General features: G+C 63.8%; 9 protein-coding genes. 7 read left to right on the forward strand and 2 right to left on the reverse strand.

All coding sequences use genetic code 11. The features are described from left to right. The first annotated feature begins 78 nt into the window (after positions 1-78). The 5 genes from HAV22_RS22390 (at position 79) to HAV22_RS22410 (ending at position 6,950) form a co-directional block, all read left to right on the forward strand. Positions 79-576, forward strand: coding sequence for an SgcJ/EcaC family oxidoreductase (locus HAV22_RS22390; protein ID WP_166861981.1), 498 nt, complete (start codon positions 79-81; stop codon positions 574-576). Positions 577-1,150: 574 nt separating this feature from the next. Further along, positions 1,151-2,992 carry a S8 family peptidase gene (locus HAV22_RS22395; RefSeq protein WP_166861982.1) on the forward strand — a complete coding sequence of 614 codons (1,842 nt, stop codon included), beginning with the start codon at positions 1,151-1,153 and terminating at the stop codon, positions 2,990-2,992. Positions 2,993-3,133: 141 nt separating this feature from the next. Then, positions 3,134-4,771 carry a S8 family peptidase gene (locus tag HAV22_RS22400; protein ID WP_166861983.1) on the forward strand — a complete coding sequence of 546 codons (1,638 nt, stop codon included), beginning with the start codon at positions 3,134-3,136 and terminating at the stop codon, positions 4,769-4,771. 117 nt (positions 4,772-4,888) lie between these two features. After that, positions 4,889-5,965: a DNA polymerase IV gene (gene dinB / locus HAV22_RS22405; protein ID WP_166861984.1), complete on the forward strand. Its 1,077-nt coding sequence runs from the start codon at positions 4,889-4,891 to the stop codon at positions 5,963-5,965. 88 nt (positions 5,966-6,053) lie between these two features. Then, complete coding sequence (locus tag HAV22_RS22410; RefSeq protein ID WP_166861985.1) at positions 6,054-6,950, forward strand: recombination-associated protein RdgC; 897 nt, start codon at positions 6,054-6,056, stop codon at positions 6,948-6,950. A gap of 163 nt (positions 6,951-7,113) precedes the next feature. Here the strand turns inward: HAV22_RS22410 and HAV22_RS22415 are convergent, their stop codons facing one another. Together HAV22_RS22415 and HAV22_RS22420 are read right to left on the reverse strand one after the other, a co-directional pair. Further along, positions 7,114-8,736: a catalase gene (locus tag HAV22_RS22415; RefSeq protein WP_166861986.1), complete on the reverse strand. Its 1,623-nt coding sequence runs from the start codon at positions 8,734-8,736 to the stop codon at positions 7,114-7,116. Between the two features lie 72 nt (positions 8,737-8,808). After that, the gene (locus HAV22_RS22420) at positions 8,809-9,294 is read right to left on the reverse strand and encodes an asparaginase domain-containing protein (RefSeq protein WP_166861987.1); all 486 of its coding nucleotides are present in this window, start codon (positions 9,292-9,294) and stop codon (positions 8,809-8,811) included. Positions 9,295-9,428: 134 nt separating this feature from the next. Here HAV22_RS22420 and HAV22_RS22425 point away from each other — a divergent pair, with 134 nt between their 5' ends. Together HAV22_RS22425 and HAV22_RS22430 are read left to right on the forward strand one after the other, a co-directional pair. After that, positions 9,429-10,193, forward strand: a complete 765-nt coding sequence (locus HAV22_RS22425; protein ID WP_166861988.1) for an L-asparaginase — start codon at positions 9,429-9,431, stop codon at positions 10,191-10,193. A 430-nt stretch (positions 10,194-10,623) separates the two neighbouring features. Beyond that, the gene (locus HAV22_RS22430) at positions 10,624-12,492 is read left to right on the forward strand and encodes a YadA family autotransporter adhesin (RefSeq protein ID WP_166861989.1); all 1,869 of its coding nucleotides are present in this window, start codon (positions 10,624-10,626) and stop codon (positions 12,490-12,492) included. The last annotated feature ends 83 nt before the right edge of the window (positions 12,493-12,575 follow it).

Genomic DNA, 12,575 nt, shown 5'->3' on the forward strand with positions numbered 1-12,575 from the left:
GGACGGGCGCCGCATACTGGGTTCGTCGGCAGTTCGTACGAATGCCGCCTCCCCGGATATCAATGAAAGGACATCAACGTGAAATCTCTGCTGTTTATCGCTTCCCTGCTTGCCGCTTCCACCGTCTGCGCCGCCACGGCATCGCCCGTCACCTATCACGAGGCGGCGCCTGCACCCGCGACGGCGGGGGAGAGGGAAATTGCCGCGCTGTTTGACCGTTGGAATGCGGCCCTGGCAACGGGCCACAGCAGCGAAGTCGCGAAGCTGTACGCGCCCGACGGCGTGTTGCAACCGACCGTGTCGAACAAGATTCGTGCGACGCCGGAAGAGATCACCGACTATTTCGATCACTTCCTGGCATTGAAGCCGCATGGCACGATCAACTATCGCCAGATTCGCCTCCTGGGCGACAATTCCGCCTTCGATAGCGGCGCCTACACCTTCGACGTCGTCAAGAACGGCAAGCCGGCCAAGGTGCGGGCACGCTACACGTATATCTATAAAAAAATCGACGGCGACTGGAAGATCGTGAATCACCACTCCTCGGCGATGCCGGAATTTGCCAAAGACGAATAACGACATACCTGCCGTCAGACAAGGCCGCGAGCAACCGCGGCCTTTTTTAATTCGGGGTCAGAGCACATTTTCGATCAATGTCCCGGCGCATAACGAACCGTTCAGGTGAGCTTGCGCTGTCGACGTCCCCCATCGCACAAGCGTGCGCCATTCCGAGTCTGAAGTTCTTTAAAGATCGTGCACCAAAAAGGGCTCTGACCCCGAACTGCCCCAGGGTGCTCAAACCCCCTGACGATTGAGCGATATCAATAGCGATAAATCCGATCTGTGCGCAACGCCAGATAGTCACGAAACATTGTTAATTCACGGGTTCGAAAAATCCAATATCTTGTTCTGCTGAGTTCACATTTTTCCAAAGAATCTAGGTTTTAGCGCTATCAACCCCTAAAAGTGTTGTATAGACATCGAATTCAAATGTGAAATTTCTACACGTTTATTCCTTTCACGCTAATCTGGCTTCCCCGCTTTTCAGATGGGAAATCGAAGCCACAAAATGGCGTCGACACAACTAGATCTCAGGCATATACGTGCCTGCGGAAATCCAACTTTTGTGTTTTTCTAAAAAGGAATAAACATGAAGTCTCAGCAATCGAAGTATCCGGCAGTGTTGAAATTGTGCGCCGTGGCCATCCTCGGTCTCGGCGCCGGCGTTGCAACCGCGGGCACGAACGCGGACATGGCGGCCGCGCACGCCACGCAGCGCATGGCCGTCTCGGACCTGACCGACCGCATCATCGTCAAGTACAAGGACGAGAGCGCGCCCGTCGTCGTCAAGGGCGCCAAGGGGATGCAGGCCGCCGTCGCCCGCACTGCCGCGCCGCTGTCGGCCTCGCGCAAGGCCGTGGTCGATCGCGCCGGCCAGCAGTTCGGCATGCTGCTGAAGGAATCGCACTCGATCGCCACCGGCGCCCGCATCTTCAAGCTGGACCGCAAGGTGTCCGTGGCCGACGCCGCGAAACTGGCGGCCGAGCTGAAGTCGCGCGATGCTTCGGTCGAGTACGCCGAGCCGGACCGCATGATGCACGCGCTGTTCACGCCGAACGACTCCATGTACAACCAGCAGTGGGATTACTTCGAAGCGACGGGCGGCCTGAACCTGCCGTCCGCCTGGGACAAGTCGACGGGCTCCGGCATCCGCGTGGCCGTCATCGACACGGGTTACCGTCCGCACGCCGACCTGTCGGGCCAGATCCTGGCCGGCTATGACTTCATTTCCGACACGGCCGTCTCGAACGACGGCAACGGCCGCGACAGCGACGCCAGCGATCCGGGCGACTGGGTCGCGGCGGGCGAGTGCGGCACCGGCCAGCCGGCCGAGAACTCGAGCTGGCACGGCACCCACGTGGCCGGGACCATCGCCGCGCTGACGAACAACGGCACCGGTGTCGCCGGCGTCGCCTATGGCGCCAAGATCGTGCCCGTGCGCGTGCTCGGCAAATGCGGCGGCTACACGTCCGACATCGCCGACGGCATCATCTGGGCATCGGGCGGCACCGTATCCGGCGTGCCGGCCATCGCGGCGCGCGCGCACGTGATCAACATGTCGCTGGGCGGCAGCGGCGCCTGCGACACGACGACGCAGAACGCCATCAACAGTGCCCGTTCGCGCGGCACCGTCGTCGTGGTCGCCGCCGGCAACGAGTCGCAGGACGCCAGCAACAGCAACCCGGCCAACTGCTCGGGCGTGATCGCGGTAGCGGCGACGAACCGTTCCGGCGGCCGCGCGTCGTACTCGAACTACGGCACCATCGTCGACGTCGCGGCGCCGGGCGGCGACTCGGGTGCGGCCATCCTGTCCACGCTGAACGCCGGCACCACGTCGCCAGGCGCCGACAGCTACGCCTCGTACATGGGAACGTCGATGGCGACGCCGCACGTGGCCGGTGTCGTCGCGCTGATGCTGGCCAAGAACCCGAGCCTGACGCCGGACGACGTCGAAAGCCGCCTGAAATCGAGCACGCGGCCGTTCCCGGCCAGCTGCTCGGGCTGCGGCACCGGCATCGTCGACGCGTCGGCCGCGGTGGATGCCGCCGCCGGCACGGGCGGGGGCACCACGATGTCGGAAACGGAGTCGAACAACACGATGGGCACGGCGAACAGCGTGACGACGTCGGGCACGACGGTCAACGGCACGATGAGCAGCTCGTCGGATACGGATTATTTCGTCGTCCAACTGCCGGCAGGTAAAACCCTGACGGCCACGATGACGCCGAATTCGACGTCCGACTACGACCTGTACATCTACAACAGCGCGGGCACGATGCTGTCGTACAGCGAAAACGGCACGGGCAGCGCGGATACGGCGACGTCGTCGAATACGGGCTCGACCACGGTGGCCCGCTATGTGCGCGTCGTCTACTACGCGGGCGGCACGGGCTCGACGAGCGGCAAGTACACGCTCAAGCTGACGTGGTAATCCAACCATTTCATATTGGATAATTATCGTTAAAATTCAAACACTTAACGTAAATTTTCCTGTGGTAAAAATCCCGAAAACGGCCCCAAGCGGGCCGTTTTTCGTTACGCTGCTCAGTTCAGTTAACGGAAAGGATGCAGCATGACGCAGCGCCACAAGCTTTCTCCCCTGTTGAAAATCTGTGCAGCGGCCCTGATCGCCGCCGGCCCGCTGGTCGCCAGCGCCGCCGGCCAGGACGCCGGGCCGGTCACGCATTACGCCACCCAGACGGACCGCCTGATCGTCAAGTACAAGGACAACGGCGACACGTCGCGGACGGGCGTTGCGGCCCGCGCCATCGACCGCGCCCGCCAGGCCCTCGCCGACCGGGCCGGACAGACGTACGGCGCCACCCTGCGCGCGCTGCGCGCGACGGCGAACGGCGCGAACGTGTTCCAGCTGAACCGCGCCATGTCGCTCGACGAGGCACGCCAGCTCGCGGCCGAACTGAAGTCGCGCGACGCCAACGTCGAGTACGCCGAGCCGGACCGCGTCATGGTCCCGCTGGCCACGCCGACCGACCCCAGCTACACGCAGCAGTGGGACCTGTTCGAAACGACGGGCGGCATCAACGCGCCCGCCGCGTGGGACAAGTCGACCGGTGCCGGCGTCAACGTCGCCGTGATCGACACGGGCTACCGTCCGCACGCGGACCTGTCCGGCCAGATCGTGCAGGGCTTCGATTTCATCTCCACGACCACCATCGCCAACGACGGCGGCGGCCGCGACACGGACGCCAGCGATCCGGGTGACTGGACGCCGGCCGGCAGCTGCGGCACCGGCATCCCGGCCGCGGACCAGAACTCGAGCTGGCACGGCACCCACGTGTCCGGCACGATCGCCGCGAAAGCGAACAACGGCCTCGGCATTACGGGCATCGCCTACAACGCGAAGATCGTCCCGGCCCGCGTGCTGGGCCGTTGCGGCGGCTACACGTCGGACATCGCCGACGCCATGGTCTGGGCCTCGGGCGGCACCGTCACCGGCGTGCCGGCCAACGCCAACAAGGCGCGCGTGCTGAACCTGTCGCTGGGCGGCACCGGCGCCTGCGACGCCACGACGCAGAACGCGATCAACAGTGCCCGTTCGCGCGGCGCCGTCGTCATCGTCGCGGCAGGCAATGCGAACACGAATGCGATCAACACGAACCCGGCCAACTGTGCGGGCGTGATCACCGTCGCCGCGACGAACCGTTCCGGCGGCAAGGCGTCGTATTCGAACTACGGCACCAACGTCACCATCGCGGCACCGGGTGGCGACAGCGGCGCCGGCATCCTGTCCACGCTGAACTCGGGCACGACGACCCCCGTCGCGGACAACTACGCCTGGTACATGGGCACGTCGATGGCGACCCCGCACGTGGCCGGCGTCGTCGCGCTGATGCTGTCGGCGAACCCGAACCTGACGCCGGACGACGTCGCCGCCAAGCTCAAGTCGACGGCACGTTCGTTCCCGGCCGCGTGCTCGGGTTGCGGCGCGGGCATCATCGACGCGGCCGCCGCCGTGAACGCGGCGCTGGCGTCGACGACGACGACGACGTCGCCGACCGAAACCTGGACCTTCTGCGCCTCGCAGAATGGCACCTGCACGTTCAGCGGCACGCGTGACGTGCGCTACGGCACGACGACGGTCTATGTGACGAAGACGTTCACCGGTTCCGTCGCCTGCACGAACGCCGTGTTCGGCGACCCGGCCCCGGGCCACGCCAAGTCGTGCCGTTATTCCAGCATCACGAAGTAAGCCGTCCTGCCTCATCCGCCGCCGCGTCCTGCGGCGGCGTTCCCTCTTGCACTATTCCTAATTCCCAGCGATACTGTATGCAATTACAGTAGTCGCTCGGCGCGGGCGACCGTCATCGTGAACGACCCCGTCCGCAAGATCATCCACTGCGATTGCGATTGTTTCTACGCATCCGTCGAGATGCGCGACGACCCGTCCCTGCGCGGCCGGCCGCTGGCCGTCGGCGGGCGGGCCGAGCAGCGTGGCGTCGTCGCCACCTGCAACTACGAAGCGCGTCGCTACGGCATCCATTCCGCGATGGCGACGGCGCAGGCCGTGAAACTCTGCCCGGACCTGATCCTCATTCCACCGAATATGGAAAAGTACCGGGTCGCGTCGCACCAGATCATGGACATCTACCGCGACTACACTGACCTCGTGGAACCGCTGTCGCTGGACGAAGCCTACCTGGACGTGACGAACTCGCCGCATTGCAAGGGCAGCGCCACGCTGATCGCGCAGGAAATCCGCCGCCGCATTTTTGAAACCGTCGGCATCACGGCGTCGGCCGGCGTGGCGCCGAACAAGTTCGTCGCGAAAATCGCCAGCGACTGGAACAAGCCGGACGGGTTGTTCCTCGTGCGGCCGGACGAGATCGACGCGTTCGTCGCTGCGCTGCCTGTGAAGAAATTGTTCGGGGTGGGGAAGGTGACGGCCGCGAAACTGCACCGCCTCGGCGCGCAGACGTGCGGCGACCTGCGCGACTGGAATATGGACAAGCTGCAGCAGCACTTCGGCTCGTTCGGCGCGCGCCTGTACGATTTGTGCCGCGGCATCGACTACCGTGACGTGAATCCCGTGCGCGAGCGCAAGTCGATCAGCACGGAAGAGACGTACACGCCGGACGTGCCGGACCTGGCTGGCTGCCTCGCGCTGCTGCCCGACCTGTACGCGCATCTGCTCGGCCGGATCAAGCGCAACAATGCCGAAAAATTCATCAACAAATTATTCGTAAAAATCAAGTTTTCGGACTTCCAGCGCACGACCGTCGAGTGCGTCGGCTACGCGCCGAACATGGAGACGTACCGCCACCTGATGGAGACGGGCTGGCTGCGCGCGAGCCGCCCCGTGCGTTTGCTGGGCGTCGGCGTGCGCCTCAGCGACACGGAATCCGTCGAGCAATTGAGCTTGTTTGACGAACGCGCAACACATTGAAAAACCGATCCGGACGACATGATTTTGCGCGTGATCAACGTGTAGAATGTCGTTCCTTTGCAATAAAGAGATAACCGAAAGCAACGTTATGTGGTTCAAGAATCTTCAGATCTACCGCCTGCCCGCACCGTGGAATTTCTCCCCTGAACAGATGGAAGAGGCCCTGCAATCGCAGGCGTTCACGCCCGCCAGCAGCAACGAATTGCTGCGCCAGGGCTGGGATTCGCCACGTGGCAATGGCAAGCTCGTCCACGTCGTCAACAAGCAGATGCTGATGATGCTGGGCACCGAAAAGAAATTGCTGCCGAGCTCGGTCATCAACCAGGTCGCCAAGGCCAAGGCCGCCGAGCTGGAAGAGCAGCAGGGCTTCCCGCCGGGTAAGAAGGCGATGAAGGAACTCAAGGAGCGCGTGGCCGACGAGCTGCTGCCGCGCGCCTTCTCGATCCGCGGCAACGTGTGGACGTGGATCGACCCCGTCAACGGCTGGCTCATCGTCGACGCTGCCAGCCCGAGCAAGGCCGACGACGTCATCAAGCTGCTGCTGAAGGCCGTCGACAAGCTGCCGCTGGAATCGCTGCGCGTGCAGCGTTCGCCGGTCGCCGTCATGACGGGCTGGCTGGAATCGGACGAAGCGCCGTACAACTTCACGATCGACCAGGACACGGAACTGCGCGCCACGGGCGAAAGCAAGGCCGCCGTGCGCTACGTGAAGCACTCGCTGGACCCGGAAGACATCCGCCGCCACATCGCCAACGGCAAGCAGTGCACGCGCCTGGCGATGACGTGGAACAGCCGCATCTCGTTCGTGCTGACCGAGCAACTGGCCGTCAAGGGCGTCAAGCCGCTGGACGTCATCAAGGAAAACGAGACCATCACCTATAGCGACGATGAGCGTTTCGATAACGACGTCATGCTGATGACGGGCGAGCTGGCCAAGATGCTGGCGGATCTCGTCGAGGCGCTGGGCGGCGAAGCGAAGGCGTAATCTTTACGGTGTGACACCTACATTAACCGTAGGGTGGGCACCCCTGTGCCCACGCGTAACGCCAACATGTCGCGAACATTACGCGTGGGCACGGGGTGCCCACCCTACCGCAATGCCACGTTCACGTGAAACGGCCCGGACGTCCGTCCGGGCCGTTTTGTTTTCACTTCACCGACGCCACTTCTTCCGTGGTCGCCGGCTCCTTCTTGCCGCCGCCCATTTCGGGCTGCCCGCCCGTGTACGTCGGCCCCTGACGGTTTTCGCCGGGCGCCGGCTTGCCCGGCAGCGGTTGTAAAGCCTTCGCCTTCTCCAGGTCGATGCCAGCGATCTCGGCCACGCGGCGCCCGTAATCCTCGTCGCAATGCCACAGGTGCCACACCATGCGCAGCTGGATCACTTCCGGGCACTTCCCGAGGTCACCGCCGACGTTGTTGACGAGGTCGTCGCGCTCCCAATCCGCGAACGTGCGGTAGCGGTCGCCGGCTTGGCGGTAGTCGTCGGCCGTGCGGCTCGTCTGGTAGCGGCCCAGATGGCCTTCGACGTGCTGGTGGTAATCCTTGTCGGGCTGCGGCGCCTCGTTCAGGCCGCCCAGCAGGCTCGGTTCGTAGTTGATGTGTTTTTCTTCGCCGCCGCCATCGACGTAGAACGTCATCTGGCCGTCGCGCTGGTTCGTGCGTGCGATCGCTTTTTCCTGCGGCGCATTGATCGGCAGCTGGAGATAGTTCGGACCGACGCGGTAGCGCTGCGTGTCCGAATACGACAAGGTGCGGCCCTGCAGCATCTTGTCGTCCGAAAAATCGATGCCGTCGACGAGCACGCCCGTACCGAACGCGGATTGCTCGGTTTCGGCAAACACATTGTCCGGATTCTTGTTCAGCACCATGCGGCCCACGGGCAGCAGCGGGAAGCGGTCTTCCGGCCAGCGCTTCGTGTCGTCCAGCGGGTCGAACTCGAGTTCCGGATGCTCGCCGTCGTGCATGACCTGCACGCAGAATTCCCACTCCGGAAAATCGCCGCGCTCGATCGCATCGTACAGGTCGCGCGTGGCGTGGCTCGTGTCGTGCGCCTGGATCTCGGCGGCTTGCTGGCTCGTCAGGTTGCGCACGCCCTGTTTCGGCTGCCAGTGGAACTTGACGAGGTGCGCGATGCCCTGGTCGTTCACGAGTTTGTACGTGTTGACGCCGGAGCCTTCCATCTCGCGGTAATTGGCCGGAATGCCCCACGGGCTCTTGACCCACGTAACCATGTGCAGCGCCTCAGGATGGCTGCAGATGAAATCGTAGAAGCGCCACGGCTCCTGCTGGTTCGTGACGGGGTCGGGTTTGAACGCATGAATCATGTCCGGGAACTTGATCGCGTCGCGGATGAAGAAGACCTTCAGGTTGTTGCCCACGAGGTCCCAGTTGCCGTCGACGGTTTTCAGCTTGACGGCGAAGCCGCGCGGATCGCGTGCCGTTTCCGGCGATTCCTTGGCGCCGATGACGGTCGAGAAGCGCACGAACACGGGCGTCTGCACACCGGTCTCGTTGAGCACGCGCGCGCGCGTGTACTTGCTGGCGGGCTCGTCACCGATCTTGCCGTAGGCTTCGAAATAGCCGTGTGCGCCCGTGCCGCGCGCATGCACCACGCGCTCGGGGATGCGTTCGCGGTCGAAGTGGGTGATCTTTTCGATGAACTGGTAGTTCTCGAGGGTGGCCGGGCCGCGTTCGCCGACGGAACGCATGGCCTGGTTGTCGCGGACGGGATGGCCCTGGCGCGTGGTCAGGGTGGGGCGCTGCTCGCTCATTGCTGGATCCTCCTGGCTCGTGGGAGGTTCATTATAGGAAGCGACGCCGATGCGCAGCGCCCGACAGGCGCCCTACAGTGCCTGGAACACGCCCGCCGTGCGGTTCTTCGTGACGTTATCCCACGTGAACACCTTGCCGTTCATCGCGACGTAGACGCCGGGCGGCAGCGTCTGCGCGGCGGCGCACGCGAAGCCGAAGTTGAACAGCGCGTCGGAGTTCGCGATTTCGTAGGGGATCATGGCGCCCGTGAACACGATCGTCTTGTCCGACAGCGCGGCACCCAGCACCTCGGCCGTTTCGCGCATCGTATCGGTGCCGTGCACGATCACGATCTGCTTTTCGCTCGCGGCCTGGCAGGCGGCCAGCACGTTCTTGCGGTCGGCGTCCTGCATGTCCAGCGAATCGAGCATGGAAACGACTTGCAGCTCGACGGGAATCGTCATGCGCGAGCGCGCGATGACCTCCGGCAAGTGGCTGTCGGCAAAGCCCAGAACGCCGTTGAGTTCGTTGTAGTGTTTGTCGAAGGTGCCGCCCGTGGCGATGATCCGCAAAGTCATGATGATTTGAAAACTCTGTAAAAAAAGGTGGGTAATGATAGCCGCAAACGGTAGTGTATCCGTATGTGTCTGCGCTAGAATCGTTCGGATCGGATGAGTATCCTTTCTCCTTTTTGGGCCGAGCCCGTCATCCCATGAAACCCGTCGCACCCGGCACCGTCATCTTCCACCGCCATCGCGGCTATGGTGTCATCACGCACGTCAACCTGCTGACGGGCTGGATTTCCGCGCGCTTCGGCAGCGAGACGCGCACGCTCGACCTGAACCTGTCGACGGATGAAGTGCAGCATGCCGACGGCGAGGCGATCCTGTTCCGCCGCTCCCCGCCCGACCGCATGCCGCATGCGCGCCTGATGGCGATGGTGCGCGAGCTGCACAAGGCCGGCTACGAAAAACTGTACCTGTATTCCTGGCCCAAGCCGTCCGGCCTGCACTGGCGCTGGCATCTGTTCACGGGCCAGCGCGACTGGATGCAGCGGCCATGGCGCGAAGGCTGGTATGGCTCCGGCGCCGACTACAACAACAATCCCGTGATGGCCTGGGGCGATGCGCCCGGCGCCAGCACGGACGAGCTCGTCCACGCGCTGGCGATGTTCGACCCGGAAGGCCTCGCGCGCGCGCTCGGGCGCGACGAAGACCACACGGCGTGGTTCGCGAGCGTGTGCGATGCGCTGCTGCCGGGTTACATGTATTCCTTCGATATGGCGCCGATGCAAAAGAACGCGGACGGCAGCCTGATCGAGATGCCGCCCGTGCCCGTCGTGCCCGTGCGGGCGGGCTTGCCGGCATATGCGGGGCCTGCGATCGAATGGCCGCCCGGCTGGGCCGGCTTGTGGACGCGGCGGCATGAGATGCCGATGCGTAAGCCCAATCTCACTGGCGAGCCGGAGTTGCGGTAGGGACGGCCCCGTTCACGCATGACGTTCGCGGTGGTTGAAGTCACCCCCGAGAGCCGTTTGCCTGGACCATGTCCAGGTGCAGCATCATCCCGCTAGCGCCGGTCCTCGCGCGAGGAAGGACGGCACCTCTTCTGTTTGCCATTGATTCCATGCACGGGCCATCGGCGCCGCTGGCTTCGGCACGGCCGCCCGTTTGTCAAACCCGAATTAAATAAATTTACCGACATTAAAACCTTTATTTCCCTGCAGCAAATGTGAATTTTGCCGACTCGGCTCAGAATCTCCACGAACTTGATGCGACCCCTTGACGGGCGCCATCGCGATCATTGATCGATGATCGTGCCGGCCAACCGGAAAGGCGGCGCGACATTATAAAAAGATGGAGGAGGCACGATGTCACAAAAGCAACTTCACATTTTACGGAAAGAGCATGAGGAATAAACAAGCGTTTGCACATCCGGTACGACGTCTGCCGGCCAAATCGAAAACCTCGATCGCGGTCGCGATCAGCGCGGCCATGGTTGCTTTTGCGGCATCTGCGCCGGCCCGTGCCGATTACACGGTGAACGGGACGACCACAAAGACGATTGCATACTGCGACGGCAACGTTGCAATTTCGGGAAGCGGCGCCTATCCGGCCACGGCGACGGGCTGCGACAATATTGCGATCGGCGTTCTTGCGACCTCGAAAGCAGGTTCTCCGACCACTTATAGCAATGCCATCGCGATCGGGGCCGTCGCCTCGGCGACTGGCGCCCAGGCGACAGCGGTGGGCAGCAGTTCTACCGCGACCGGGGATCACGCGGCGGCAATCGGCTCCAACTCCAACGCCACCGGCGTGCAGGCAACGGCAATCGGCGATGGCGCGGTCGCGAACGGGGCCACGGCTTCCGCATTCGGCCAGGGCGCGTCCGCAGTCGACCAGTCGACGGCGGTCGGACAGGGCGCCAAGGCCAATGCGACGTTCTCGACTGCGGTAGGCAAAGGAAGCATCGCAGTCGCCGGTACGGCGCTCGGCTTCCAGGCAAACGCAGGTGCGGCCGATGCGGTCGCGGTTGGTGTGGATAGCGTGGCGTCCGGAACCGGGAGCGTCGCCATTGCCCGTTCGACGGCTTCGGCAACGAATGCAGTCGCTATCGGCGAAGGCGCAACGGCTGCAGATGCGAATTCCATCGCGCTGGGCTCCAACTCGACCACGCGCGCTGCGACCACCGTCAGCAACGTGACGGTCGGCGGGGTGACCTACAACGGATTCGCGGGCACGCCGGTCGGCGTGGCGAGCGTAGGCAGTGCCGGCGCCGAACGCCAGGTTGTCAACGTCGCGGCCGGCGCGGTCAGCGCAACCAGCACGGATGCCGTGAACGGTTCGCAGCTCTACTCGGTTGCCAACCAGGTCTCGTCGGTGACCAATCAGGTTGCCACGGTCGCGACCCAGGTCACCGCGGTTTCCAACAAGGTCGACGCGGTTGCGACCCAGGTCAACACGGTCTCCGACAAGGTTGACGCGGTCGCGACCCAGGTCAACACGGTTTCCAACAAGGTCGACACGGTCGCGACCCAGGTCAACGCGGTTTCGGACAAGGTCGACACGGTTGCGACCCAGGTCAACACGGTTTCCGACAAGGTCAACACGGTATCCGACAAGGTCGACGCGGTCGCGACCCAGGTCACTTCGGTTGCCGGGCAGGTGACGACGCTGACGACGACCGTCGACAAGATGGCGGCGAGCGCCCCGGTCGGCACGGTCGCGGACCAGACCGGAACGGCAATCGGCCGCAACTCGGTCGTGAGCGCCTCGAACGGTACTGCGATGGGCGCAGGCGCGAACGTTTCCGGCACGAACTCCACCGCCATCGGTACGAACAGCCAGGCCACGGCGAACAATGCCGTCGCGCTGGGTGCGAACTCGGTCGCCGATCGGGATAACACGGTGTCGATCGGCTCGGCCGGCGCCGAACGTCAACTGGCGAACATGGCCGACGGCACGGCGCCGACGGATGGCGTGAACGTGCGCCAGTTGAACGGTGCGATCGGTTCGGTTCGCGACGAAATGTCGCAGTATCGCAAGGATGCGAATGCGGGTACGGCGAGCGCGATCGCGGTAGCCAGCCTGCCGCAAGCGGTCCTGCCGGGCGAGCGGGTTGCCACGATGGGCGCGGGCACGTACGGCGGCCAGAGCGCGATCGCCGTCGGTATCTCGGCCGCGTCGGAAAAATGGCTGGTCAAGGGCTCGATGACGAAACCCGTGTCGCGGCACGGCGCGTTCGGTGCGGGCGTCGGTGTCGGTTATCGTTGGTAACTCGAGTAGTCCGGTTCTAGTGGACTGACCTGAACGAACCTGAGCGATATTGCTCAGGTTTCGTGCGGACTCCGCAATGCGAA

This window comes from Telluria antibiotica (assembly GCF_011682055.1).
GTDB classification, from domain to species: Bacteria; Pseudomonadota; Gammaproteobacteria; order Burkholderiales; family Burkholderiaceae_D; genus Telluria; species Telluria antibiotica.